Origin of the sequence: Spirillospora sp. NPDC048824 (genome assembly GCF_043198455.1) — a bacterium.
Lineage (GTDB): Bacteria > Actinomycetota > Actinomycetes > Streptosporangiales > Streptosporangiaceae > Spirillospora.
Genome location: NZ_JBICUS010000007.1, coordinates 164,816 through 190,437, shown reverse-complemented (window position 1 = coordinate 190,437; position 25,622 = coordinate 164,816). Strand labels below are relative to the sequence as shown.

The window sequence follows — 25,622 nt, the reverse complement described above, 5'->3', positions numbered from 1 at the left end:
CCGGCCGGGACGCCCCGGCCGGTGCGCACGGACGCCGGGCACCGGCCGACAGGTGTGACCGGGCACGTACGGGAGGGGACACGACGTGGCGGTGTTCGCTGAAGAGGTGAACCTGGCGGGATACACCACGCTGCGGCTGGGCGGCCCCGCCCGCCGCTTCGTCGAGGCGACGACCGAGGCGGAGCTGGTCACCGCGATCCGCAAGGCCGACGGCGAGGGCGAACCCGTCCTCGTTCTCGGCGGCGGCAGCAACCTGGTGGTCTCCGACGACGGGTTCCCCGGCACCGTCGTGCACGTCGGCACCCGCGGCACCGAACGCACCGCCGTCGAGGGCGACAAGGTCCTCGTCCGGGTCCAGGCCGGTGAGGACTGGGACCCGTTCGTCGCCCGCTGCGTCGCCGACGGACTCGCCGGTGTGGAGTGCCTGTCCGGCATCCCGGGGCGCGTCGGCGCGACCCCGATCCAGAACGTCGGCGCCTACGGCCAGGACGTCAGCGAGACGATCGTCGAGGTCCGCGCCTATGACCGGGACGCCCGCGCCGTCGTCACGCTCGACCGCGACGCCTGCCGGTTCACCTACCGGCACAGCGTGTTCAAAGGCAACGACCGGTACGTCGTCCTGGACGTGACGTACGCGCTGCACGAGGCCGAGGAGTCGCAGCCGGTCGACTACGCCGAGCTGGCGAAGAAGCTCGGCGTCCGGCCGGGCGACCGGGTGACGCTGAAAGAGGCGCGCGACGCCGTCCTCGAACTGCGGCGCGGCAAGGGCATGGTCCTGGACGCCGCCGACCCCGACACCCGCAGCGCCGGGTCGTTCTTCACCAACCCGATCCTCGAACCCGGCCAGCTCACCGAGCTGGAACGCCGCGTCGCCGACCGGCTCGGCCCGGACGCCGCGTTCCCGCGCTATCCGGAGACCGGCGACCGGGTCAAGACGTCCGCCGCCTGGCTGATCGACCGCGCCGGCTTCACCAAAGGGCACGCCGTCGGCCCCGCGCGGATCTCCACCAAGCACACGCTGGCGCTCACGAACCCGGGCGGCGCCCGCACCGCCGACCTGCTCGCGCTGGCCCGCGAGGTCCGCGGCGGCGTCCGCGACGCGTTCGGCGTCGAGCTGGTCAACGAGCCGGTCCTCATCGGCGTGACCCTCTGAGCCGGTGTGCCCTCTGAGCCGGTGTGGCCCTCTGAAAGGGCGCCTTGACCGGGCTTGCTAGTGTCGATGGCGTCGAGGGGGAGTAGTCCCAATCGCGTGATCGACATACTGGCGCCGCCGGCGGCGCCCGGTCACGCGGGCCTCAACCCGATGAGGCGGACGAGACCTTCGGCCTGGCAACCGAGCATTCTCATCCTCGGTCTCCGCACCCGAGCAGGCGGCGGCGACCGGCCGGATGAGAACGCTCATCATCGCCGGGCCGAGGTCGAGCGCCGCAAAGCCCCCGCCCTTCGCCCGGCATCCGAGCGAGAGGGAACCGGTGTCCGCCTTCCTCATCAGCCTGGTCGTGATCTTCGTCGCCGAACTGGGCGACAAGAGCCAGCTCATGGCCATGACCTTCGCCACCCGGTTCCGGGCGCTGCACGTGCTGATCGGCATCACGGCCGCGACCGCGATCGTCCACCTGGCGAGCGTGGCCCTCGGCGCGGCTCTCGGCGCGGCGCTCCCGACCGGCCCGATCTCGATCCTCGCCGGTGTGGCGTTCCTCGGCTTCGCGCTGTGGACGCTGCGCGGCGACGAACTCGACGACGACGAACGCGACCGGGCACGGCGCGCCACGGGCTCGGCGATCCTCGCCGTCGGCGGGGCCTTCTTCCTGGCCGAACTGGGCGACAAGACGATGCTCGCCACCGTCACCCTCGCCGCCGACCAGGGCGGTCTCCTGGCGCTGACGGGCGTGTGGGCCGGTTCGACGATCGGCATGGTCGCCGCCGACGCGCTCGCCATCGTCGTCGGCCAGATCCTCGGACGCAGGCTTCCCGAGCGGGTCATCAAGTACGGCGCCGCCGCCGGGTTCGCGATCTTCGGCGTCCTGCTGCTGGCGGAGGGCATCACCGGCTGAGCGCCCGAACGGCTGAAACGGCCGCCGGGCGGGAACCATGAGGTTAAGGCCCTTGATGCCCGCGGGGCTCGGCCGCGGAAGGGCCCGGACGGGAGTACGACCGTGGCCCTACCCGCACCCGCGCCCCCACCCCCACCCCGGCACGCGCTCGGCATGCGCCTCCAGTTGAGCGACGAGGCCGCCGCCCGCATCCGCGAGCTGATCATGGACGGCCGGGTCCGCCCCGGCGACTATCTGCGGCTCGAACGGCTGGCCATGGACTTCGGCATCAGCGTCACCCCCGTCCGGGAGGCGCTGAAGTCGCTGCGCAGCGAGGGGTTCGTCGTCCTGGAACCGAGACGCGGGTTCGTCGTCGCGCCGCTGTCGAAACGCGACGTCCAGGACCTGTTCTGGGTGCAGGCGGGCATCGCCGCCGAACTGGCCACGCGGGCCACCCCGCGGATCGGCCCCGAGATCCTCCGCGAACTGGACGGGCTACAGCACGCTTTGGAACGTGCCGACGCGGCCCGGAGACCCGACCTGATGGAGGAGCACAACCACCGCTTCCACCGGGAGATCAACCTGGCCGCCGACTCGGCGAAGCTGGCCTGGTCGCTCGGGACGGCCGCGCGGTACGTCCCGCGCGGCCTGTACGGGAGGCTCGCCGACTGGCCCCGCCTCGCGGTCCACGACCACGAGCGCATCCTGGCCGCGCTGCGCGACGGCGACGCGCGGACGGCGGGCGCGGAGATGCGCGACCACATCGTGCGGGCCGGTGAACTCCTGGTGGCCCACCTGGAACGCCGCGGGATGTGGCGCACAGGCGACCACGGCCCCGACCACGGCCCCGGTCTTGTCCGGTGACGGGACTCAGCCCGCCGACCAGGCGTCGATGCCCGCCAGCAGCCGGCCCCGCACATCGTCCGGGGCCGCCGAAGCCCTGATCGACTGCCGCGCCAGCTCCGCCAGCTCCGCGTCGGAGAAACCGTGGTCGTCCCGGACGATGTCGTACTGGACGGCCAGCCGCGACCCGAACAGCAGCGGGTCGTCCGCGCCCAGCGCGATGGACGCGCCCGCCTCGTACAGCCGCCGCACCGGGACGTCCGACGCAGTCGCCGCCACCCCGAGGCCTACGTTCGACGCCGGGCAGACCTCCAGCGTCACGCCCCGGTCGATGATCTGCGACAGGAGCCGCGCGTCCTCCACGGCGCGCACCCCGTGCCCGATCCGGTCGGCGCTCAGCGTGTCGAGGCACTCCCGGACGCTGGCCGGGCCGAGCAGCTCACCGCCGTGCGGGGTCGACAGCAGCCCGCCGCGCTTGGCGATCCGGAACGCGCCCTCGAAGTCGTAGGCGCGGCCCCGCCGCTCGTCGTTGGACAGCCCGAACCCGACGACGCCCTCGCCCGCGTACCGGACGGCCAGCCGCGCGAGGGTCTTGGCGTCCAGCGGGTGCCGCGTCCGGTTCGCCGCGATGACCAGGCCGATGCCGACGCCGGTGGCCTGCGACGCGTCGCGCGCCGCGTCCAGCACCAGTTCGACCGTCGGGGTCAGCCCGCCGAACCTCGACGCGTAGCCGCTCGGGTCGACCTGGATCTCCAGCCAGCCCGACCCCTCCGCCGCCTCGTCCTCGGCCGTCTCACGCAGCAGGCGGCGCAGGTCGTCGGGCGTCTGCAGCACCGAACGGGCGATGTCGTAGAGGCGCTGGAACCGGAACCATCCCCGTTCGTCGGTCGCCTGCAGGCGGGGCGGCCAGTCCTCGACGAGGGCGTCCGGCAGGTGCACGCCGTGCCTGCCCGCGAGCTCGACGAGCGTGGAATGCCGCATCGACCCGGTGAAGTGCAGATGCAGATGCGCCTTGGGGAGCAGGGCCACGTCCGGACGGGCGGAGCCGCGGGCGATGCCGGCGTGCTCCCGGTGGTCCGGCGGGGAACGGTCGTGGGCCGGACGAGCTGACACGGTACGGGCCTCCATACGCCAATGCTGCCGGATCATCGTCGCCGCCGAACCCCCGGCGGGCCAGGATCACCACACCGGACTACCTCGTATGACACGCCACGGCCATCCCCGCCCATGGGCATCCGAAAAAACTTTGGAATCGCGTGCAACCCCTTCCCGGCACCGTGCGTATACGAGGGGCGCCAGAGAGAAACCGGCACCCCCCGCAAGAGACGAAGCTGGGCAGAAGGGATACACGATGATCACGCTGAAGGCCGCTCTGATCGCGGCGTCCACCATCGGCACCGTGGCCGTGGGCGGCGGCGCGACGTGGGCTATGACCGGCTCCCACCAGGAGGCGGGCCTCCAGTCCAACGGCGCCAAGGCCCCCGCGGTGGAGCGCAAGATCCAGGACGCCGTGCCCAGCGCCGCCCCGACCTGCCTGCCGAAGGCCGGGCTCCCGGAGACCGGAGCGAAGAAGCAGGTCCAGAAGCAGCTGGAGCAGAACCCGGTCACCAAGGACGTGCCGAAGGTGGACGTCCCGGCCAAGGACCTGCCGAAGACCGACGTGCCCAAGACGGACCTGCCCAAGCCGGAGCTGCCGAAGACCGGCCTGCCCGACGCCGAAGTCCCCGGCGTCAAGACCCCGGACGTCGAGGTCCCGGACGCCAAGTCGAAGATGCCGGCGGACCTGCCGACCTGCGCGCCGTCCACCAAGGACCTGCCGGCGGACGCCCCGGCGACCAAGCCGACCGCCCGCGTTCCCGGCGCGCCCGGCCTGCCCGCCGCCCCCAAGCTCGACTGCAGCAAGCTGGCGCCCGCGGTGAAGGTCGGCGGCCCTGTCGAGAAGGCCGTCATGCTGACCAAGGGCCTGCGCCACGTCTCGACCGTCCCCAGTTCCGCCGACCTGCGCGAGAAGAACGTCTGCGCCGTCACGCAGAAGTGGGCGAACAAGGCCGGCCGGTGGATCACCGTCGAAACGCTGAAGACACCCGCCGGCATGACCCAGAATCAGCTCCGGCAGGCGTTGAACCTGCCCGAGGGCGGCACGCCGATCACCCTGTACGGGGCGGCCGGCTGGATGGGCCCCGGCGGTGACGGGGTGCTGCTGTTCGACCCGAACGGCTACTCGCTGTTCGTCAACGGCAACCCGGTCGCCGCGGGCGGCCTGAAGGACGTGACCGCCGCGCTGCGCCAGGCCCAGTAGGCCCGGCCCGGTAAAGCGGTCCTGACAGGGGACACGGGTGGGCGGCTCGGCGCGGAGCCGCCCACCCCCAAGAAAAGACGAGCCGGATTTGCTCTAGCCCGGGATGGAGCACAGTGGGGCGTCGAGACGACGAGTCGTTCGTGGAGTTCGTGGCGGCACGCGGCGATGCCCTGCTGCGCACCGCGGCGCTGATGTGCGGGGCCCGGCAGGACGCCGAGGACATCCTGCAGACCGCGCTGGAGAAGGCCTATCGGCACTGGGGGCGGCTGGAGACCGACAGCGATCCCGAGCCCTACGTCCGCCGCATCCTGGTCAATCTCGTGATCAGCCGGTCCCGGCGCTGGAAGGTGCTGCGGGAGATCCATATGGCGCGGCTCCCGGAGACGCCGGCCGTCTCGCCGAACCACGCCGTCGAGCTGAGGGGGACGCTCATGGACGAGCTGCGCAAGCTCGGCCCGCGACAGCGGGCGGTACTGGTCCTGCGCTTCTGGGAGGACCTGTCGGAGGCGGAGACGGCTCAGGCGCTCGGCTGTTCGGTCGGAACGGTCAAGAGCCAGGCGTCCCGGGGACTCGCCAGACTCCGGGAACGCCTCGACACGAACCTGGCTCCACTGGGGAGATGAGCGATGGACCTGGAGAGTGAACTGCGGCAGGCCATGGCCGAGCAGGTGGCCGAGGCGACCGCGTCGCCGTCGCTCGTCACGGACGTCAAACGCCGCCACCGGCGCAGGAAGGCCCGGATCCACGCCGCCGCCGGGGTCGCGGCGGCCTCGGTCGCCGCGCTCGCCCTGGTGCCCACCTATCAGTCGTTCCGGGCCACACCCGCCGGCAACCCCGAGACCACCCGCCCCACCGGCGGCGTTTCGGAGCACCGGCAGTCGGAACGGCCTCCCGCCCCAGGCCCCTCCCAGTCCCCGTCAGCCAAGGAGGGGCCCGGGGCGGGAACCTCGGGGAAACCGGAGGCGCACCCGTCATCGGGCGGGTCGCCGGTGAACCCGGAGAAGCCCGGCACAGGCGGGGCCCTGGACGACCTGCCGCGCTGGATCACCTACGTCCCGGACGGCCTCACCGCCACCGGCCCGTGCGCCGTGACGGCCGACGCCGAGCGCGAGACGACGACGTGCAAGTGGCGGGGGAGCACCGGCTGGCTGGAGATCGCCCTGGTGAAGGAACGCGGCCTCGCCGGCCCGCAGGACCTGATGAAGACCCCCGGCATTCCCGGCCGCACGACCGTGCGCGGGCTTCCCGCGCTCACCGGCGACCGACCCGGCTCCGGACGTCAGATCTCGTGGCTGGCCAGACCCGGCGTCGGGGTGACCGTGTCGGGCGGCGGATCGGTCGAGAAACAGCTCATGCGCATCGCGGAGGGTGTGCGCCCGTGAGAGGAACGGGACGGCGGAGGCGGTAGCCCGTTCCGCACGGAACCGGCCCCGGACCAGTGCGCGCCCGGGGCCGGTTCCGTGTCAGCGGAGCGGATCAGACCGCCTCGGCGAGCAGCTTCGCGACACGCGAGACGCCCTCGACGAGGTCGTCGTCGCCCAGGGCGTACGAGAGACGGAAGTAGCCCGGCGTGCCGAACGCCTCACCCGGCACCAGCGCGACCTCCGCCTCCTCCAGGATCAGCGACGCCAGCTCCACCGACGTCTCCGGACGCTTCCCGCGGATCTCCTTGCCCAGCAGCGCCTTCACCGACGGGTAGGCGTAAAACGCGCCCTCCGGCTCGGGGCACACCACGCCCGGGATCTCGTTCAGCATCCGCACGATCGTCTTGCGGCGCCGGTCGAAGGACGTGCGCATCTCCGCGACGGCCGACAGGTCACCGGTCACGGCGGCGAGCGCCGCCGCCTGCGACACGTTCGCCACGTTGGACGTCGCGTGCGACTGCATGTTGGCGGCGGCCTTCACCACGTCCGCCGGGCCGACCATCCAGCCCACCCGCCAGCCCGTCATCGCGTACGTCTTCGCGACGCCGTTCAGGACGAGCGTGCGGTCGGCCAGCTCCGGCACCACCACGGGCATCGAGTGGAACTCGGCGTCCCCGTACACCAGGTGCTCGTAGATCTCGTCCGTGATGACCCACAGGCCGTGCCCGTCCGCCCAGCGGCCGATCGCCTCGATCTCGGCGCGGGAGTACACGGCGCCGGTCGGGTTGGACGGCGACACGAACAGCAGGACCTTCGTCCGGCCGGTGCGGGCCGCCTCCAGCTGCTCGACGCTCACCTTGTAGCCGGTGGTCTCGTCGGCGACCACGTCCACCGGCACTCCGCCGGCCAGCTTGATCGACTCGGGGTAGGTGGTCCAGTACGGCGTCGGCACGATCACCTCGTCGCCCGGGTCGAGCAGCGCGGCGAATGCCTCGTACACCGCCTGCTTGCCGCCGTTGGTCACCAGGACCTGGGCCGCCTCCACCGTGTAACCGGAGTCGCGCTCGGTCTTCTCGGCGATGGCGGTGCGCAGCTCGGGCAGCCCGCCCGCCGGCGTGTACTTGTGGAACCGCGGCACCCTGCACGCGGTCACCGCCGCTTCGACGATGTAGTCGGGCGTGGGGAAGTCGGGCTCGCCCGCGCCGAACCCGATGACCGGGCGGCCCGCCGCCTTCAGCGCCTTGGCCTTGGCGTCGACGGCCAGCGTGGCGGATTCGGATATCGCGGCGATGCGCTTGGAGATGCGAGGACGGTCGATGCTCATGTCCCCATCGTTACAGATGCAGGTCCACGGCCCGAGCCATATCTCCGGCCATCCGGTTCGACGCGGGGGCCTCGGCCACGTAGACTCACCGTCCTAGTGGCGTGTCACCGGTATTACGAGCCTGTCCGCACACGGACGCAAGAGGCCGTAAGCTGAGACACGTCATCATCCCGGTCCTGCGGCCGGGTGTTCCCCGTGGACCGGGGAATGAAGGGCAGTGGCTCAATTGGTAGAGCTCCGGTCTCCAAAACCGGCGGTTGGGGGTTCGAGTCCCTCCTGCCCTGCGAGGTGCGGTGCGCGCACCCGTGCCGGCCGCGTCACGGCGGTGCTGTGGCACTCCGCGGCACGGGACCGTGCGGCAACCACATGGTGGTTGGATCACGACCTATGAGGTGAACGGCGGCAAATGGCGACCGAGACCGACGAGCGCGACGAGCCCGAGGCCAAGGGCGAAGGCAAGGGTAAGCGCAAGAAGGAGAAGTCCCCGAAGCGGACGACTCCGGCGCTTTTCGTGCGCCAGATCATCGCTGAGCTCCGCAAGGTCATCTGGCCCACGCGGCGGGAGCTCATCACCTACACGGTCGCCGCCCTGGTCTTTGTGTTGATCATGGTAGGGATCGTGTCCGGCGTCGACTACGGCCTGCAGCAGGGCGTCTACGCCGTCTTCGGCTGAGGCCGCGTACCCGGCACCTGGGCGAGTCACCGCCGCACCATCGCAAGTCCATCACCGCAGACCGACAGAAAGAGTCACCGTGTCCGAGCCCTCACAGCCCTACGACGAGGCCGTTGAAGAGGCCCAGTCCGCTGCGGCTGCTGCGGCAGACCAGGCGGCCGAGCCCGCCGACGAGACGGCCGAGGCGGCCGTCGCCGCCGGTGAAGGCGAGCCTGCGGACACCAAGCTCGAGGGCGAGGGCCCCGAGCCGGACGCCGCCGCCGACGCCGGCGATCTCGCCGAGGCCGTCGCCGGGGAGCAGGCCGAGGAGGGGGAGGAGGCCGAGCAGGACGAGGAGGCCGATGAGGCCCCCGCCGGGCCGCCGGCCGACCCGTACGCCGAGTTCAAGATGCAGCTCCGGCTCCAGCCGGGCGACTGGTACGTCGTGCACTCCTACGCGGGGTACGAGAACCGGGTCAAGACCAACATCGAGACCCGGACCCAGACCCTCAACATGGAGGACTTCATCTTCCAGATCGAGGTCCCTCAGCACGAGGTGACCGAGATCAAGCAGGGCAAGCGGCAGAAGGTCAACGAGAAGGTCCTGCCGGGCTACATCCTGGTCCGGATGGAGCTCACCGACGAGTCGTGGGCCGCGGTCCGCAACACGCCGGGCGTGACCGGGTTCGTCGGCCTGCTGAACAAGCCGTCTCCGCTGAGCCTCGACGAGGTCGCCAACCTGCTGGCCCCCGAGCCGGAGGAAGGCGCCGTCAAGACCAAGGAGCAGGCCAAGGCGCCCGCCACCGTCGACTTCGAGGTCGGCGAGTCGGTCACCGTCATGGACGGCCCGTTCGCCACCCTCCCCGCAACCGTCAACGAGATCAACGGCGAGCAGCAGAAGCTCAAGGTCCTGGTCTCGATCTTCGGTCGCGAGACCCCGGTGGAGCTCTCCTTCAACCAGGTCTCCAAGATCTGACCCGTCCCCGCGCACGCGGGGTTACGGGTTCTACAGGGTCCCAACACGGCGGTCATGTTCCGCCACCGTGTTGCCCGGTATCCGGGAGTCGGGACCACAGCAGAACGGAACAACGAGGGAGAGGCATGCCTCCCAAGAAGAAGATCGCCGCGTTGGTGAAGGTCCAGTTGCAGGCTGGGGCCGCGACGCCGGCGCCGCCGGTCGGTACCGCGCTCGGTCCGCACGGCGTCAACATCATGGACTTCTGCAAGCAGTACAACGCCGCCACGGAGTCCCAGCGCGGCAACGTCATCCCCGTAGAGATCACCATCTACGAGGACCGGTCGTTCACCTTCGTCACCAAGACGCCGCCGGCCGCGCAGCTCATCCTGAAGGCCGCGGGCGTCGAGAAGGGCAGCGGCGAGCCGCACAAGACCAAGGTCGGCTCGATCACCGCCGACCAGGTCCGCGAGATCGCCACGACCAAGATGCCCGACCTCAACGCCAAGGACGTCGAGGCCGCCTCGAAGATCGTCGCCGGTACCGCGCGGTCGATGGGCATCGACGTCAAGTAGGTCTCACCCGGTGGAAGGGCCGGCGCTGGCCCGTACCACGAGTTCCATTGGAGGAACGAGAATGAAGCGCAGCAAGAGCTACCGCGCCGCAGCGGAGAAGATCGACCGGGAGCGGCTGTACAGCCCGGTCGAGGCCGTCAAGCTCGTCAAGGAGACCACGGTCGTCAAGTTCGACCCGACCGTGGAGGTCGCCATGCGGCTGGGTGTCGACCCCCGCAAGGCCGACCAGATGGTGCGCGGCACGGTCAACCTGCCGCACGGCACGGGCAAGACCGCCCGCGTGCTGGTCTTCGCCGTCGGCGCCAAGGCGCAGGAGGCCGAGGCGGCGGGCGCCGACCTGGTCGGCTCCGACGACATGATCGAGCGGATCCAGGGCGGTTTCCTGGACTTCGACGCGGTCGTGGCGACGCCGGACCAGATGGGCAAGGTCGGGCGGCTGGGCCGGGTGCTCGGCCCGCGCGGCCTGATGCCGAACCCGAAGACCGGCACCGTCACGATGGACGTGGCCAAGGCCGTGACCGACATCAAGGGCGGCAAGATCGAGTTTCGTGTCGACCGGCACGCGAACCTGCACTTCATCATCGGCAAGGCGTCCTTCGACCAGCGCCAGCTGGTGGAGAACTACGCCGCGGCCGTCGAGGAGATCCAGCGGCTGAAGCCGTCCGCCGCGAAGGGCCGCTACGTCAAGAAGGCGTCGCTGACGACGTCGATGGGCCCGAGCATCCCGGTGGACCCGAACGCGGTCCGCAACCTGGCTTCGGAGCTCGAAGAGGCCTGATCGAGCACCACGACCGTCACCGCGCAGGGCGTCCCCGCTGAACCGGGGGCGCCCTGCCGCCGTTTCCCCGGCCCCATAGCACCGAACGCGATGGATACATAGATCGCCGTCCGGATCCGGACAAATCGAGGCCCGGGATCTTTGTTACCGGTGGGAAATGTGGTGTTGAATCGTCCCGTGAAGCGTAGAACCGACCGGGCCATCGCCATCTCCGTCGTCACCGCCGTCGCCGTCGTGCCCACGGCGATCATGATGGTGGTCAAGGTCGGCGGCGGGACCGCCGAGGACGGCGGTTCCGTCCCGGCGTCCGCGGCGATGGGCCAGCAGGACCCGGCGAACCCGAACGGCACGGCGACCGGCCTGGTGACCCCCGGTGCCACCGCGGCGCCGGGCACGGGGTCCGGCGCGGGTGCCGGCAACGGTTCGGCCGCTCCGGGCACGCCCGCGAGAGGCGGCGTGAGCGGGCTCCCCACGGCGCCGCCCCAGCCCGGTCCCAACCTGCACGCCTTCACCCGCAAGACGAACATGAAGGTGACGGCCGGGTCGAGCGGCGACTATCAGCGCGCCACCGAGACCGCGTCGTTCACGCTGTGGCCGACGTTCGCGATGACCGCGACCGGCGTCACGCAGACCGTGCAGGGCGGCGAGGTCACCAAGGTCACGCAGAAGGTGATCGTGAGCGGACGGACGCTCAAGGGCTACGACGGTGAGAAGTGGACCCAGTCCACCCTGACGTCGGCGCAGTTGGGCGCGCTGCAGTCGCAGTCCGACCCCCGGCAGTTCACCTTCATGATCGGGACGCTGCCCGGCACGACCGCGAGTGAGCCGGACGAGAACGGCAGGACGCATTTCGCCGCACAGGCGCTGATGGGCAGCGTGTTCTCGCTGCTGCCGCAGGACGCCGCCGCCGTGATCCGCAAGTGGGTACCGGACGACGTCACCTGCGGGCTCGACCTGTGGGCCGACAGCAAGGCCCGCCCGACGTCGATCGGCTTGAACGCCCAGGCCTCGGGCGCCACACTCACCGGCACTATGGCCTTCACCTCTTATCGTTGACCACGGGACGCGTTAACCAGGCCGTCGCACTGCAATGAACACGGCTACCCCTATGGTCGTATGGGGTGGGGGCTTGTTCGTACCACCGGGGGATGTAGCGCCGTTAGTGTCCCGAGACACTGGGAAGCACCAGCAGGGCGATTAGGGAGGCTCAACCCTCATGAACCGACGACTCGTGGTGGCGGCCGGCGGCACCGCCGTGAGCGCTGCGCTCCTTCTGTCCGGATGTGGCGGAGGAGGTACGGCAAGCACGGAGAACATGCAGCTGAGCGCCGCTGAGGCGCTGGTGAAGACATCCCAGAAGACCGGTGAGGCCGACACCTTCAAGGCCGATCTGACGGTGACGACCACCGAAGCGGACGGCAGCGGCAAGATTCACGCCGACGGCCAGTTCCAGGTGCGCCCGACGCTGAAGTTCAGCGCGAAGCTGGACGAGGTCAGCCGCGGCGGGCAGAGCGTCCCGGGCATCAAGGGCCAGGCGGTGTTCACCGACAACGTGCTGTACGCGAAGGTCCCGCAGCTCGCCCAGTTCGTCAGCGGCGGCAAGCCGTGGGTGAAGATCGATGTGAACGAGGCGTCCCAGCGCACCGGATTCGACATCAAGGGCCTGGTCGACCAGGTGCAGAAGGTGGCTCCGGCCGAGCAGACGAAGATGTTCACCGGCTCCAAGGACGCCCGCCGGGTCGGCACCGAGACGATCGACGGTGTGCAGACGACGCACTACACCGGCACGGTGACCATCGAGGACGCGCTGAGCCGTCTCGACGCGCAGGCCCGGGAGAAGGTGAGCACGTGGCTCCCGAAGGACCAGGCCAACGGCAAGATCAACTTCGATCTGTGGACGGACGGGGAGAACCTGCCGCGCAAGCTCGTGTCGAAGGCGTCCGGCTCGCAGGGTGAGAGCGGCACGGTGACCGTCATCTACAGCGACTACGGCGAGTCGTTCACCGTGAACCCGCCGCCGTCCGACCAGGTCGGGCAGCTGTCGCTCGGTTCGTTCCTCGGCGGGACCTGACCTTCCGGACACGACCGCCGCGGGAGGACACCGCCGGACACGGCTTAAGGGTCTCCTGAGCGTCTGATCTGGTGATCGGCCCCACTGCCCGGAAGCACCCAATGCCGGGGCCGGCACTAGCAGACCAAGGAGACCCCCCCACGATGATCCGTCGTTTCGCCACGGGCGTCGCGCTGGCCACCGGCCTCGCCCTCTCGTTGACCGGCTGCCTCAGGGAGGCCGGGACCAAGGTGGACGAGGCCGGCAAGAACCTGAAGCTGTCGGCCGCGCAGGTGCTGGACAAGACCGCGGAGAAGACCGGCCGGGTCGACTCCTTGAACACGGACATGACGATCACGTACCACGACTTCCGTAAGCCGGTGGACATCACGGCGCCGCCGGCGGGCCAGGTCACCGACTTCAGCGAGATGCTGAACGCGCTCGGCGGCGGCGGGAGCTGACGGGCGACAACGGGACGAGAACCTGACGAGGGACCGCGCCGCGACCGGCGGCGCGGTCCCTCGTGCGTTCCGCCGATTTGTTAAGTCGAACCGCATGCACGTACTCTGTTCTGTGCCGAAGACCGCCGGTCGTCACCTCATGCCGAGGTGACCGAAGGACCCGATTCACTCGGGCGGCCTGCGCAGGTGATACGAGAGCTTCAGCATGGCCTCCGTGCCTTGCCTGGACGCCCCGTGCGCCTGCGCCGGGGCGTTTTTTGGTCGATCGGGACCCGTCCCACGGACGGGCGAGGGTCGTATCCACCCAGGTGATCGGAAGGAGGCCGGATGGCCAGGGCCGATAAGGACGCGGCGATCGCCGAGCTCAAGGACGAGTTCCAGAGCTCCAACGGCGCCGTGCTGACCGAGTACCGCGGGCTGACCGTCGCGCAGGTCAGTGAACTGCGCGGCACCCTTGGCGAGACCGCACGGTTTCGCGTCGTGAAGAACACGCTGACCAAGCGCGCCGCGAACGAGGCCGGTGTCGACGAGCAGTTCCATGATCTGCTCGAAGGCCCGTCGGCCATCGCGTTCGTCCGGGGCGACGTGGTCGAGGCCGCCAAGGGCCTGCGTGACTTCGCCAAGAACAACCCGCCTCTGGTGATCAAGGGCGGGTTCATCGACGGCCGGGCGATGAGCGCCGCGGAGGTCACCAAGCTCGCCGACCTCGAGTCGCGCGAGGTGCTCCTCGCGAAGCTCGCCGGCGCGATGAAGGGCTCGCTGTCCAACGCGGCCGCGCTCTTCAACGCTCTGCCGACGCAGGCGGCTCAGCTCGCCGAGGCGCTGCGCGCCAAGCGCGAGGCCGGTGGCGAGACCGCCGAGACCGCCGAGGCGCCGGCTGCCGAGGCATCCGCCGAGTAGGCACCCGCGGTTCCGTAAATCCCCAGTTTTCAAGCCATAGCGGAGGAATGATCATGGCGAAGCTCAGCACCGACGACCTGCTCGACGCCTTCAAGGAGATGACCCTTCTTGAGCTCTCGGACTTCGTGAAGCAGTTCGAGGAGGTCTTCGACGTCAAGGCCGCCGCCCCCGTCGCGGTCGCCGCCCCGGGCGCGGCCCCGGGTGCCCCGGCCGCCGAGGAGGCCGCCGCGCAGGAAGAGTTCGACGTCGTCCTGGAGGGCGCCGGCGACAAGAAGATCCAGGTCATCAAGGAGGTTCGCGCGCTGACGAGCCTCGGCCTCAAGGAGGCCAAGGACCTGGTCGACGGCGCGCCGAAGGCGCTGCTGGAGAAGGTCAACAAGGAGACGGCCGACAAGGCCAAGGAGGCCCTGGAGAAGGCCGGCGCGACGGTCACCGTCAAGTAGGTCGCTTCAGAGCCGGGGAGCCCGCGCGGCTCCACCGCTCTCGGGAGGCGGTCGTTCCACCCTTCGGTGGGGCGGCCGCCTCTTCGCGTTCCGGGGTTCGCGCGGGTTCCTCCGGGCGTCTCCACCGTGGTCGCCGGGCCCTCGAAAGGGCTCTTGTCGCCCGGGATGAATGGGCGGGTCGCAGGCCGCCGGTTTCCTGTGCAGGAGTGATAAACGCCTGTGGGAAACCGTGTGCCCGTGCGGGTTGTGTGGTTCTCGGAGCGCGGCGTAGCGTCCCGTCCTGACGCTGTGGCCCCACAGGGCCGCCTTGTCCCGGTGGTCGCGACGGAGACGTCCGGTCACCGGCGAACAGCATGCCCCGCTTGAGGCTCTGGTTCTTGGACCACTAGTCTCATAGGCGTTGTAAGTAACGATTGTCTTACGACGTCGCATTTAGCCGCTGATCTGGGGCGGAACCCCTTCCATTTGGACGGGGTGCCGCTACGGTAGTGGCACCCGTCACGGCTACCCGGCGGTAGTAAGAGGGCGGACACACGGTGTGACGAGAGAAAGAGCCTGAGTGCTACTCGCTCATTGGTTCGGGATTCCCCCGGCCTGGACGAAAGGTGACGAGTGGGCGTCGAGATCAGAGTCGAGGGCCTGACCAAGTCCTTCGGCCGTCAGACCATCTGGCAGGACGTATCCCTGACACTGCCCGCAGGAGAGATCTCCGTTCTCCTGGGCCCCTCCGGCACCGGTAAGTCGGTCTTCCTGAAGTCGCTGGTCGGCCTGCTCAAGCCGGACCGCGGCCACATCTGGGTCGGCGACCGGGACCTGCCCTACCTTCCTGAAGCGCAGCTCTACGACACCCGCAAGCTGTTCGGTGTGCTGTTCCAGGACGGCGCCCTCTTCGGGTCGATGAACATCTACGACAACGTCGCCTTCCCGCTGCGCGAGCACACCAAGAAGTCCGAGTCCGAGATCAAGCGGATCGTGATGGAGAAGCTCGACCTGGTCGGGCTGCTCGGCGCGGAGAAGAAGCTGCCCGGGGAGATCTCCGGCGGGATGAAGAAGCGCGCCGGCCTGGCCCGCGCACTCGTCCTCGACCCCGAGATCCTCCTGGTGGACGAGCCGGACTCCGGCCTGGACCCGGTCCGCACGTCCTACCTGAACCAGACGATCGTCGACCTGAACGCCGAGATCGGCGCGACGTTCCTGATCGTCACCCACGACATCAACACCGCCCGGACCGTTCCGGACAACATCGGCCTGCTGTTCCGCCGCGAGCTGGTGATGTTCGGTCCGCGCGAGATGCTGCTGTCCAGCGAGGAGCCGGTCGTCCGGCAGTTCCTCAACGCGCGCAAGATCGGCCCGATCGGGATGTCGGAGGAGAAGGACGTCTCCGAGCTGGAGGCCGAGGCCAAACAGGGCCACGACCCCGGCAAGCTGCCGCCGATCCCGCCGCAGCTGATGACCAGCGACGGCCGGGTCCGCGTGGGGCAGCACGCCCCCGGCGCCTGGTGCGCCGCGCACGGCGTCACCCCGCCGCCCGGCTCGTTCATCGACGACCTGGGCCGCAACTGGGTGCAGGAGTGGCCGCGGTACGTGGCGTCGATGGCGCCCGCGGGCGGCCCCCCGCCCGGGCCGCAGGGCGGCATGCCCCCCGGTGGCCCCGGCGGTCACTTCCCGGGCAACCCGCCGCCTGGACAGCATGGGGCGGGTGCAGGGTACTGATGTCCACTCCTGGTATCGGCGCGGACCAGGGAGGGGAGGGGAAGGGCGGAGGCTCTTCCGTGACGCTCCGGAAGATCGGGGACGGCGCCGCCAACATCGCGATCAAGGAACCGGGCCGGTTCTTCGCCCTGTGCCTGGACACGTTCCGCGCGATGTTCAAGTGGCCCTTCCAGTGGCGCGAGTTCGTCCAGCAGGCCTGGTTCATCGTCAGCGTCACCGTTGTTCCCACCATGCTGGTCGCCATCCCGTTCGGCGGAATCCTGTCGCTGCAGGTCGGCGGGCTCATCCGGCAGCTCGGCGCGCAGTCCTACACCGGTGCGACCGCGGTCGTCGCGATCGTCCGGGAGGCCAGCCCGCTGGTCACCTCGCTGCTGGTCGCGGGCGCCGCCGGGTCGGCGATGTGCGCCGACATCGGCTCCCGCAAGATCCGCGAGGAGATCGACGCGATGGAGGTCCTGGGCATCAACCCCCTGCACCGCCTCGTCGTGCCGCGGATGCTCGCCTGCGCCTTCGTCGCGCTGTTCCTGAACGGGCTGGTCTCGGTGGTCGGCCTGATGGGCGGCTACTTCTTCAACGTCATGCTGCAGGACGGCACCCCCGGCGCCTACCTGGCGTCCTTCAACGCGATCGCGCAGCTGCCCGACCTGCTGCAGGCCGAGTTCAAGGCGTTCGTGTTCGGCATCACCGCCGGCCTGGTCGCCGCCTACAAGGGGTTGAACGCCAAGGGCGGCCCGAAGGGCGTGGGTGATGCGGTCAACCAGACCGTCGTCATCACCTTCATGCTGCTCTTCCTGGAGAACTTCCTGATCTCCGCGCTGTACTTCCAGTTCGTCCCGTCGAAGGGCATGTGATGGCGGCCCCAGGAAAGACGGGAAAGACCGTCACCCGGGTGGTGAACGCCCCCCTGCAGCGGCTGGACGACTTCGGGCACCAGATGTCCTTCTACGCCCGCGCGTTCGCGTGGACGTTCCGGGTGCTGCGCCGGTACCGCACCGAGGTGCTGCGGCTGCTGGCCGAGGTGAGCCTCGGCACCGGCGGCCTCGCCGTGATCGGCGGCTCGGTGGTGATCGTCGGCTTCATGACGTTCTTCACCGGCAGCCAGGTCGGCCTGCAGGGCTACGAGTCGCTGAACCAGATCGGCACGGCCGCGTTCACCGGGTTCGTCGCGTCCTACTTCAACACCCGCGAGATCGCGCCGCTGGTGTCGGCGCTGGCGCTGTCGGCGACGGTCGGCTGCGGGTTCACCGCCCAGCTCGGCGCGATGCGGATCTCCGACGAGATCGACGCGCTGGAGGTCATGGCCGTCCCGTCGATGCCGTTCCTGGTGACGACCCGGATGCTGGCCGGGATGATCGCGGTCATCCCGCTGTACATCGTGGGCCTGCTCGCCTCGTACGGCGCGACGCGGGTGATCGTGACCGTGTTCTACGGGCAGTCGACCGGCACCTACGACCACTATTTCCATCTGTTCCTACCACCGAACGACATCTTGTGGTCGTTCGGCAAAGTGATCATATTCTCGGTGCTGGTGATGCTGATCCACTGCTACTACGGCTACCACGCGAGCGGCGGCCCCGCGGGCGTCGGCGTCGCGGTGGGCCGCGCCGTGCGCACCAGCATCGTCGTGATCAACGTGGCGGACCTGATGCTCGGCATGGCGATCTGGGGCACCGATACGACCGTCCGGATCGCGGGGTGACGGCGCCATGAGCGAACGTATTCGGTTCCGGGTGCTCGGGATGACGATGCTCCTGGTGATCGTCCTGCTGCTGGCTCTCACCGTGGCGCTGTTCAACAAGTCGTTCACCCCGGTGACCGAGGTGACGGTGAAGACCGAGCGCGCGGGGCTGCAGCTGCTGTCGCACTCGGACGTGAAGGTGCGCGGCCTGATCGTCGGGGAGGTGCGCGGCGCCGACTCCACGGCGGAGGGCGCGACGCTGCACCTCGCGCTCGACCCGGACAAGGCGGAGCTGATCCCGCGGAACGTGCAGGCGCGGCTGCTGCCGAAGACGCTGTTCGGCGAGAAGTACGTGGACCTGCACATCCCGGCGCAGGCGGGCCCGCTGGGGCTGGCCGAGGGAGCCGTCATCCCGCAGGACCGCTCGCGGGCGGCCGTCGAGATCGACAAGCTGCTGAACGACCTGCTGCCGCTGCTGCAGGCGGTGAAGCCGGCGGAGCTGAACGCGACGCTGAACGCCCTCGCCACGGCGCTGCAGGGCCGCGGCGACCAGATCGGGCAGAACCTGGAGCAGGCGGATGAGCTGCTGCGGAAGATCAACCCGCAGCTCGGCACGCTGGTGCACGACCTGCACGGCCTCGCGGACGTGTCCGACATCTACAACGCCGCGGCGCCGGACCTGCTGCAGACACTGCGGAACCTCAACGTGACCAGCCGGACGATCACCGACAAGACGGCGACGATCGAGCGGCTGATCCCGGCGACGACCGCGCTGGCGCAGGACGGCGACGTGTTCATGCGGCACAACGGGCCGAAGATCATCGGTTTCAACATCGCGAACCGCGACGTGCTGAGCGTGGTCGCCCGGTACTCGCCGACGATGCCGTGCGTGCTGGCCGGCCTGATGAAGCTCGCGCCGGAGGCTGAGCGGGTGGCCGGCGGCAACGGGTCCAAGACCTTCAACCTGACGGTCGAGATCGTCAAGCCGCGTCCGGGCTTCAAGCATCCGCTGGACCTCCCCGAGGTGAAGGACCAGCGCAACCCGCGCTGCTACAACCTGCCGAACCCGAAGGTTCCGTTCCCGGACTACCTGGCGCTCGACGGCACGCAGGACGACCTGTGGTGGAAGGACCCCGACCCCGCGAACGCCGGCGGCGGCCGCGGCCGGGCCCTGTCGAACGTCTTCGTCGACCCGGGTTCGATGAGCGAGAAGGAAAAGATCAAGAATGTCGTCGGGCCGATGACGCGGACCCCCGCCGACCAGGTCTCCGATGTGTCGTCGCTGATGTTCGGACCGCTGCTCGGCAACGGATCGGTGGTGACGATCAAGTGAAGACGACGAGCGCGGCGATCAAGCTGCTGACCTTCGTGGTCATCACCTCGGTGGCGACCGGTGTGCTGGCGATGACGATCGCGAACGTGCGCTTCAAGAACACCGACAGCTACAAGGCGATCTTCTCGGACGTGACCGGGCTGCTGGAGAACGACGACGTCCGCGTCGCCGGTGTCCGCGTCGGCCAGATCGAGGACATCAAGCTGTACAAGGGGCACCAGGCCGAGGTGACGTTCAGCGTCGAGGAGGGCGGCGCCTTCAAGGCGGGGCTGCCGTCCTCCACGCAGGCGCACATCCGCTACCGCAACCTGATGGGCCAGCGGTACCTCGCGCTGGCCGACGGCGCCGGCCAGGCCAACAACTACCTGGACCCCGGCGACACGATCCCGATCGCGCAGACCAAACCCGCACTCGACCTGACGACCCTGTTCAACGGCTTCCGGCCGCTGTTCAGCGCGCTGGAGCCCAAGGACGTCAACACGCTCGCGCTGCAGATCATCAAGGTGCTGCAGGGCGAGGGCGGCACGATCAACAGCCTGCTGGCGCACGTCGCGTCGCTGACCAACACTCTCGCCGACCGCGACAAGGTCATCGGCCGGGTGATCGACAATCTGAACGCCGTCCTCGGCACCATCGACGAGCGGCACACCGAGGTGAACCAGCTGATCCTGGACCTGCGCGGGTTCGTCAGCGGGGTGTCCGCCGACCGCGCGGCGATCTTCGACTCGGTCGCGGCGATCAACGATCTGACCGGCACCACACAGGACCTGCTCGCCGACGCCCGTCCCGGCATCCGCAACGACATCGCCGGCCTGCGCAAGCTCGCCGGGACGCTCAACGCGAACAAGGGCCACATCGACAAGGGCCTGAAGCGGAGCCCGGAGCGGCTGGAGGGGCTGGTGAACATCTCCTCCTACGGGTCCTGGTTCAACATGTACATCTGCGGTCTCGACGCGCGGGTGCGGCTGCCGGGCGGACCGGTCTACCAGACCCCGGCGATCGTGAACGAGAACGCGAGGTGCAAGTAGATGAGGGTCTCGTTCCGCGAACGCAACCCGGTTCCGATCGGCCTCGCCGGCTTCGCGATCATCATCGTGCTGGTGCTGGTGGCGATGAACCTTCAGAACATCCCGTTCGTCTCCGGCGGCACCACCCGCACCGCCTCGTTCAAGGAGGCGGCGGGGCTGAGGGCCGACGAGGAGGTCCGCATCGCGGGCGTCAAGGTCGGCAAGGTCACCGGACTGGAACTGGACGGCGACCGCGTCAAGGTCACGTTCCGGACCGACGACGGGGTGGAGCTCGGCGACCGCACCGAGGCCAGCATCAAGATCAAGACGGTGCTGGGCTCGCACTACCTGGAGCTCATCCCGCGCGGCAAGGGCGAGCTCGGCCGCACCATCCCGGTCGAGCGGACCCACGTCCCGTTCGAGGTCGTGCCGGCGATCAGCGAGCTGAGCCGGCGGGTCGGCGCGATCGACGTGCAGCAGGTCGCCAAGTCGTTCGACGTGCTGTCGCAGACGTTCGAGAACTCCCCCGAGGAGATCCGGGCGTCGCTGCAGGGCCTGCGGCGGCTGTCGGACACGATCGCGTCCCGTGACGAGGAGCTGCACGAGCTGTCCGGCAAGGCCAAGAACGTGTCGGAGCTGCTCGCGGACCGCAACCAGGACTTCGCCAAGCTCGTCCAGGACGGTGACAAGGTGCTGCAGGCCGTGCAGGCGCGGCGCCAGGTCATCCACCAGCTGCTGATCCGGACCGTGACCCTGTCCCAGCAGGTGAACGCCCTCATCAAGGAGAACGAGAAGCAGCTCCGGCCGATGCTGGACAACCTGGAGAAGGTCAGCAGGGTCCTGCTGAAGAACCAGAAGAACCTGGACCGGACCCTCCAGCTGCTCGCGCCGTTCGCCCGGCAGTTCGCCAACGTCGCCGGCACCGGACGCTGGTTCGACTCCTGGATCCAGAACCTCATTCCGATCCCCGCCTCGATCGAGGACGCCCCGGCCGGCGGCGGGACCACGACCAACAAGCAGGGCGGCCGGTCCGGCGGCGGCCAGACCGGTGTCACCGGCGACAACCCGTTGCCGTTCCTCCCGTGAGCAGGCAGGTTTCCGTGCGCACGAGTAACTCCCACCCCCGCGGCGGAGCAGCCGTCCTTCGGCTCGGCGGCGTGATCCTCGCCGTCGCCGTGCTGGCCGCGGCGCTCCTGCTGGTGTTCCAGGGGGAGAAGCAGCGTCACATGACGGCGTATTTCACCAAGACCGTCGGCCTGTACCCGGGCGCCGACGTCCGCATCCTCGGCATCCCGGTCGGCGAGGTCACCAGCGTCGAGCCGGTCGGCGACTCGGTGAAGGTCGAGCTGAAGTACGACGCCAAGTACAAGGTGCCCGCCAACGCGCAGGCGGTCATCATCAACCAGACGCTCGTCGCCGACCGCTACATCCAGCTCACTCCCGTCTACAAGAGCGGCGCGGTCCTGGCCGACGGCGCGACGCTGACCACGAGCCGCACCGCGGTGCCCGTCGAGGTCGACGAGATCGGCGGCAGCCTGAACGACCTCAGCAAGGCCCTCGGCCCGGAGGGCGCCAACGCGCCGGGCGCGGACGGCACCGGGTCGCTGTCGCGGCTGCTGAAGGTCGGCGCCGACAACCTGGAGGGGCAGGGCGACGACATCAGGGCGACGATCGAGGACACGTCCAAGGCGCTCAGCACGCTGAGCACCGACCGGGGCGACATCGCCGCGACGATCAAGAACCTGCGGATCATCACCGAGGCGATGAAGGCGAACGACCAGCAGATCAAGTCGTTCGGCGGGCACCTCAACCAGGTGTCGGCGCAGCTCGCGGGGGAGAAGGAGGAGCTGAGCGCGGCCCTCAACACCCTCGGCCCGACGCTGCGGAACGTGCAGCGGTTCGTCAAGGACAACCGCAGCGAGCTGGCCGTGAACGTCCGGCAGCTCGCCCAGATCACGGGTGTGCTGGTGAAGGAGAAGGACGCGCTGGCCGAGGTGCTCACGGCCGGCCCGCTGGCCGTCAACAACGTGGCCCGCGCGTACGACCCGATCAGCGGCACCATCCACACCCGCGCCAACTTCCGCCAGTTCCACGACCTGGCCGACTGGATCTGCTCGCTGGCCTACTCCGTCGGCACGCCCGCCAAGGAGTGCCTCGACTTCGTCGAGCCGTACAACGGCATCGGCAAGGCGCTGACGGGCCTGCACCTGGACTTGTCCTGGATCACGGCGCTGACCACGCACTACGACCCGGTGCCGATCCCGCCGGACGCCTACGGCCCGCAGGGCCCGCCCAAGTCGGCGAAGCCGGGCGGCAGCAGGACCGGCGCCGCCGCGCCGCAGAGCAAGCCCAAGGACATCACCGCGCTGCTGCCTGGAGGTGGCCGATGAGCACGACACGGCGGGTGCGCCGGACGGGACGTCTCGCCGGCCGCCGCGCACGGCTGTTCGGCGTCACCGCCGTCGCGGGCGTGACGGCCCTGTCGGGCTGCTCGTTCAACGGCGTCGCGTCGCTGCCGCTTCCCGGCGGTCCCGACCTCGGCTCGGACCCCAAGACCGTGAAGATCGAGTTCGAGAACGTGCTGGACCTCGTCCCGCAGTCGGCGGTCAAGGTCAACGACGTGTCGGTCGGCCAGGTCGAGGAGATCGACCTCGCCGGCGGGCCGGGCGGGCAGGGCGGGCAGCGCGGCTGGCACGCCGTCGTCACCGTCAAGGTGCGCGGCGACGTCAAGCTTCCCGACAACTCCGTCGCCACGATCGGCCAGACGAGTCTCCTCGGCGAGAAGTTCGTGCAGATCGACTCGCCGACGAACGAGCCTCCGTCCGGGGAACTCGAGGAGGGCGACCTGATCCCGCTGAACCGCACGACCCGCGGCACCGAGATCGAAGAGGTGCTGTCGGCGATGTCGCTGCTGCTGAACGGCGGCGGGCTGGAGCAGGTCTCCACGATCAGCCACGAGCTGCAGGCGGCGATGGGCGGCCGCGAGTCCACGATCAAGTCGGTGCTGCACCGGGTCGACACCTTCGCCGGGACGCTGGACCGCAACCGCGCCGCGATCACCCGGGCGCTGGACAGCATCGACCGGCTCAGCGGCAAGCTGGCGGACGAGCGCAAGACGATCCGGGACACCATCGACGAGACCGGCCCGGCGATCGCCGTCCTGAACCGCAACCGCGCCGACCTCACCAAGATGCTGGTCGCGCTGAACAAGCTCAGCCGCACCACCACCCACGTGATCAACCAGTCGAAGGCCGACCTGCTCGCCAATCTCAAGGATCTCGACAAGATCCTGCGGAACCTCAACAAGGCCGGCTCCGACCTGCCGAGGGCGCTGGAGTCGGTCATCACGTTCCCGTTCCCCGGCACGTTCGGGAACGTCATCGAGGGCGACTACGGCAACGTCCACATGACCGTCGACCTGGACTTCGAGTCCATCGCGCACAACCTGCTCGGCGGCACCGACCTTGAGGGGCTGCTCGGCAGCGGCAAGGAGATGCGCGGCATGCTCCAGGTGCCGAACGTGACGCTGCCCGACACCCCGCTGGGCGTGCTGCCCCAGACCGGGGACGGCAACGGCTCCGGCGGGCTGCCGGGGCTGCCCGCCGGCGGGACGAACCAGCAGGGAAACCAGCCGGGACGTCCGGGCGCGCTCGGCCCGCCGTCCGATGACGGCGGTCTGCGGACCCTGATGACCGGGGGCCTTTCATGATTCTCAAGCGCGGCATCATCTTCCAGCTGATCGCCTTCGCGGTGATCACCGTCGTCGGCGTGACGATCGTGTCGGTGAACTACATCGGGATCGGCCGCGACCTGCTCGGCCAGGAGTACGTCGCCTACGTCGACCTCACCGACTCCGGCGGCGTGTTCACCAACGCCGAGGTCACCTACCGCGGCGTCCCGGTCGGACGTGTCGGGCCCATCGAGCTGACCAAGGACGGCATCCGCGTCAAGCTGGAACTCGAACGCGGCGAGCAGATCCCGCGCGAGGGCACCAAGGCCATCGTGGCGAACCGGTCGGCGGTCGGCGAGCAGTACATCGACCTGGAGCCCACCAAGAAGAGCGGGCCGTACCTGCACGAGGGCGAGCCGTACACGATCCCGCGGTCGCGCACGGAGCTGCCGGTGTCCACGGCCGAGCTGCTGCGCAACGTCGACTCGCTCGTCGGGTCGGTGGACACCAAGGACCTCGGCATCATCGTGGGCGAGCTGAACAAGGCGTTCTCCGGCTCCGCCGAGGACCTGCAGTCGATCCTGGACGACACCGACCGGCTGCTGAAGACCGCCGAGCAGGCCTACCCCGACACCAAGCAGCTGCTGGACAACAGCGTGACCGTCCTGGACACCCAGCGCGGGCAGGGTGCCAACATCCGGGGCTTCGCACGGAACCTGAACGAGCTGAGCGCCTCGCTGCGCAACGACGACCCGGCGCTGCGCAGCACCATCGACGGCGTGCCGGGCGCGGTGGACGAGACGCACAAGGCCATCAACCAGCTCGCGCCGACGCTGCCCGTCCTCCTGGCCAACCTCACCACCACCGGCCAGATCATCTCGTCCCGCAAGGCGGGGCTGCGTTCGATGCTCATCCTTTACCCGCTGGCCGTCGGCGGTGCGTTCACCGTCACGCCTGGCGACGGAACCCAGCACCTGGGCCTCGCGCTGAACATCGACTCGCCGCCTCCGTGCACCGACGGCTACGAGAAGGTGAAGCGCCGCTGGCCGCAGGACACCTCCGAGAAGAAGCCGCGCCTGGACGTCGGCTGCACGGCGCCGCATGACTCGCCCAGCGCCGTCCGCGGCCCCCGCAACTTCCCCCGCGAGGCCATCGCGCCTTATCCGCAGGTCCCGCCCGGCGCGACCGCGGGCGCCGGGTTCCCGGAGGGCGGCGCGTACGTGAACGACGGCGACGGCGATGACGGCGACGGTGGCAAGCCGGAGGCCAAGAGCGACGGCAAGACCTCGGGCAAGACCTCGGCCAAGACCCAGGCCGCTCCCGAGCCCACCGCACAGCTGACGAACGGCCGCCTGTACTTGTCCTATCCGGCCAATTCAGTCGAATTCGCTGGATACGATCCAACGACCGGTGCGGTCTACGGACCCGACGGCAAGCGCTACGCGATGCCCCGCAGCGCCGGTACCCGTGAGTTGGGAGAGGAAAACTCGTGGAAGTGGCTCCTGCTCGGACCGCTGAGCCAGTGAATCCGGGAGGGCGGACCC

General features: G+C 69.6%; 26 protein-coding genes and 1 tRNA gene. 25 read left to right on the top strand and 2 right to left on the bottom strand.

The genetic code is table 11. From position 1 onward, the window contains the following. The first annotated feature begins 85 nt into the window (after positions 1-85). The 3 genes from ACGFIS_RS16205 (at position 86) to ACGFIS_RS16195 (ending at position 2,897) form a co-directional block, all read left to right on the top strand. Complete coding sequence (locus tag ACGFIS_RS16205; RefSeq protein WP_392905576.1) at positions 86-1,153, top strand: UDP-N-acetylmuramate dehydrogenase; 1,068 nt, start codon at positions 86-88, stop codon at positions 1,151-1,153. Between the two features lie 319 nt (positions 1,154-1,472). Then, the gene (locus ACGFIS_RS16200) at positions 1,473-2,054 is read left to right on the top strand and encodes a TMEM165/GDT1 family protein (RefSeq protein WP_392905574.1); all 582 of its coding nucleotides are present in this window, start codon (positions 1,473-1,475) and stop codon (positions 2,052-2,054) included. 102 nt (positions 2,055-2,156) lie between these two features. Continuing rightward, entirely contained in the window at positions 2,157-2,897 is a 741-nt protein-coding gene (locus tag ACGFIS_RS16195) for a GntR family transcriptional regulator (protein ID WP_392905571.1), read from the top strand. 6 nt (positions 2,898-2,903) lie between these two features. On the opposite strand, the gene ACGFIS_RS16190 is transcribed toward ACGFIS_RS16195, so the two are convergent. Continuing rightward, complete coding sequence (locus ACGFIS_RS16190; protein WP_392905568.1) at positions 2,904-3,989, bottom strand: adenosine deaminase; 1,086 nt, start codon at positions 3,987-3,989, stop codon at positions 2,904-2,906. A gap of 238 nt (positions 3,990-4,227) precedes the next feature. Here ACGFIS_RS16190 and ACGFIS_RS16185 point away from each other — a divergent pair, with 238 nt between their 5' ends. The 3 genes from ACGFIS_RS16185 (at position 4,228) to ACGFIS_RS16175 (ending at position 6,557) form a co-directional block, all read left to right on the top strand. Then, entirely contained in the window at positions 4,228-5,175 is a 948-nt protein-coding gene (locus tag ACGFIS_RS16185) for a hypothetical protein (protein WP_392905566.1), read from the top strand. A gap of 113 nt (positions 5,176-5,288) precedes the next feature. Beyond that, positions 5,289-5,798: a SigE family RNA polymerase sigma factor gene (locus ACGFIS_RS16180; protein ID WP_392905564.1), complete on the top strand. Its 510-nt coding sequence runs from the start codon at positions 5,289-5,291 to the stop codon at positions 5,796-5,798. Between the two features lie 3 nt (positions 5,799-5,801). After that, the gene (locus tag ACGFIS_RS16175; RefSeq protein ID WP_392971439.1) at positions 5,802-6,557 is read left to right on the top strand and encodes a hypothetical protein; all 756 of its coding nucleotides are present in this window, start codon (positions 5,802-5,804) and stop codon (positions 6,555-6,557) included. A 94-nt stretch (positions 6,558-6,651) separates the two neighbouring features. Here the strand turns inward: ACGFIS_RS16175 and ACGFIS_RS16170 are convergent, their stop codons facing one another. Beyond that, positions 6,652-7,863: a pyridoxal phosphate-dependent aminotransferase gene (locus ACGFIS_RS16170; protein WP_392971436.1), complete on the bottom strand. Its 1,212-nt coding sequence runs from the start codon at positions 7,861-7,863 to the stop codon at positions 6,652-6,654. Between the two features lie 211 nt (positions 7,864-8,074). Between ACGFIS_RS16170 and ACGFIS_RS16165 the strand changes: the two genes are divergently transcribed. The 19 genes from ACGFIS_RS16165 to ACGFIS_RS16075 all read left to right on the top strand — a co-directional run bounded on the left by ACGFIS_RS16165 (position 8,075) and on the right by ACGFIS_RS16075 (position 25,604). Further along, positions 8,075-8,147, top strand: a tRNA-Trp gene (locus tag ACGFIS_RS16165). A 122-nt stretch (positions 8,148-8,269) separates the two neighbouring features. Beyond that, positions 8,270-8,536: a preprotein translocase subunit SecE gene (gene secE / locus ACGFIS_RS16160; RefSeq protein ID WP_392971433.1), complete on the top strand. Its 267-nt coding sequence runs from the start codon at positions 8,270-8,272 to the stop codon at positions 8,534-8,536. A gap of 79 nt (positions 8,537-8,615) precedes the next feature. After that, on the top strand, positions 8,616-9,491 hold the full coding sequence (nusG, locus tag ACGFIS_RS16155; protein ID WP_392971430.1) for a transcription termination/antitermination protein NusG: 876 nt from the start codon (positions 8,616-8,618) through the stop codon (positions 9,489-9,491). 125 nt (positions 9,492-9,616) lie between these two features. Continuing rightward, positions 9,617-10,045, top strand: a complete 429-nt coding sequence (gene rplK / locus ACGFIS_RS16150; protein ID WP_392905553.1) for a 50S ribosomal protein L11 — start codon at positions 9,617-9,619, stop codon at positions 10,043-10,045. A gap of 61 nt (positions 10,046-10,106) precedes the next feature. Next, positions 10,107-10,823 (top strand): 50S ribosomal protein L1, encoded by a 717-nt coding sequence (gene rplA / locus ACGFIS_RS16145; protein WP_392905551.1) that lies wholly within the window; start codon positions 10,107-10,109, stop codon positions 10,821-10,823. A 177-nt stretch (positions 10,824-11,000) separates the two neighbouring features. Then, positions 11,001-11,879 carry a hypothetical protein gene (locus ACGFIS_RS16140; protein ID WP_392971427.1) on the top strand — a complete coding sequence of 293 codons (879 nt, stop codon included), beginning with the start codon at positions 11,001-11,003 and terminating at the stop codon, positions 11,877-11,879. A gap of 259 nt (positions 11,880-12,138) precedes the next feature. After that, positions 12,139-12,894 (top strand): hypothetical protein, encoded by a 756-nt coding sequence (locus ACGFIS_RS16135; protein ID WP_392971424.1) that lies wholly within the window; start codon positions 12,139-12,141, stop codon positions 12,892-12,894. Between the two features lie 143 nt (positions 12,895-13,037). Next, positions 13,038-13,334 (top strand): hypothetical protein, encoded by a 297-nt coding sequence (locus ACGFIS_RS16130; RefSeq protein ID WP_392971421.1) that lies wholly within the window; start codon positions 13,038-13,040, stop codon positions 13,332-13,334. Between the two features lie 327 nt (positions 13,335-13,661). Then, complete coding sequence (gene rplJ / locus ACGFIS_RS16125) at positions 13,662-14,234, top strand: 50S ribosomal protein L10 (protein WP_392905540.1); 573 nt, start codon at positions 13,662-13,664, stop codon at positions 14,232-14,234. Positions 14,235-14,287: 53 nt separating this feature from the next. Beyond that, complete coding sequence (gene rplL, locus ACGFIS_RS16120) at positions 14,288-14,677, top strand: 50S ribosomal protein L7/L12 (protein WP_392905537.1); 390 nt, start codon at positions 14,288-14,290, stop codon at positions 14,675-14,677. A 612-nt stretch (positions 14,678-15,289) separates the two neighbouring features. Then, on the top strand, positions 15,290-16,390 hold the full coding sequence (locus tag ACGFIS_RS16115; protein WP_392905535.1) for an ABC transporter ATP-binding protein: 1,101 nt from the start codon (positions 15,290-15,292) through the stop codon (positions 16,388-16,390). Between the two features lie 152 nt (positions 16,391-16,542). Beyond that, positions 16,543-17,241 carry an MlaE family ABC transporter permease gene (locus tag ACGFIS_RS16110; RefSeq protein WP_392905977.1) on the top strand — a complete coding sequence of 233 codons (699 nt, stop codon included), beginning with the start codon at positions 16,543-16,545 and terminating at the stop codon, positions 17,239-17,241. Beyond that, positions 17,241-18,089 carry an MlaE family ABC transporter permease gene (locus tag ACGFIS_RS16105; protein WP_392905534.1) on the top strand — a complete coding sequence of 283 codons (849 nt, stop codon included), beginning with the start codon at positions 17,241-17,243 and terminating at the stop codon, positions 18,087-18,089. Before ACGFIS_RS16110 ends, ACGFIS_RS16105 begins: the two co-directional genes overlap by 1 nt. A 7-nt stretch (positions 18,090-18,096) precedes the next feature. Continuing rightward, entirely contained in the window at positions 18,097-19,401 is a 1,305-nt protein-coding gene (locus tag ACGFIS_RS16100; protein WP_392971418.1) for an MCE family protein, read from the top strand. Next, positions 19,398-20,429, top strand: coding sequence for an MCE family protein (locus tag ACGFIS_RS16095; RefSeq protein ID WP_392905529.1), 1,032 nt, complete (start codon positions 19,398-19,400; stop codon positions 20,427-20,429). Before ACGFIS_RS16100 ends, ACGFIS_RS16095 begins: the two co-directional genes overlap by 4 nt. Beyond that, entirely contained in the window at positions 20,430-21,494 is a 1,065-nt protein-coding gene (locus ACGFIS_RS16090; protein ID WP_392905527.1) for an MCE family protein, read from the top strand. Next, positions 21,491-22,798 (top strand): MCE family protein, encoded by a 1,308-nt coding sequence (locus tag ACGFIS_RS16085; RefSeq protein ID WP_392971415.1) that lies wholly within the window; start codon positions 21,491-21,493, stop codon positions 22,796-22,798. Before ACGFIS_RS16090 ends, ACGFIS_RS16085 begins: the two co-directional genes overlap by 4 nt. Beyond that, a complete protein-coding gene (locus tag ACGFIS_RS16080; RefSeq protein ID WP_392905522.1) occupies positions 22,795-24,117 on the top strand; it encodes an MCE family protein in 1,323 nt (440 codons plus the stop codon). Before ACGFIS_RS16085 ends, ACGFIS_RS16080 begins: the two co-directional genes overlap by 4 nt. Then, the gene (locus tag ACGFIS_RS16075; RefSeq protein ID WP_392905520.1) at positions 24,114-25,604 is read left to right on the top strand and encodes an MCE family protein; all 1,491 of its coding nucleotides are present in this window, start codon (positions 24,114-24,116) and stop codon (positions 25,602-25,604) included. Before ACGFIS_RS16080 ends, ACGFIS_RS16075 begins: the two co-directional genes overlap by 4 nt. Positions 25,605-25,622: the final 18 nt, after the last annotated feature.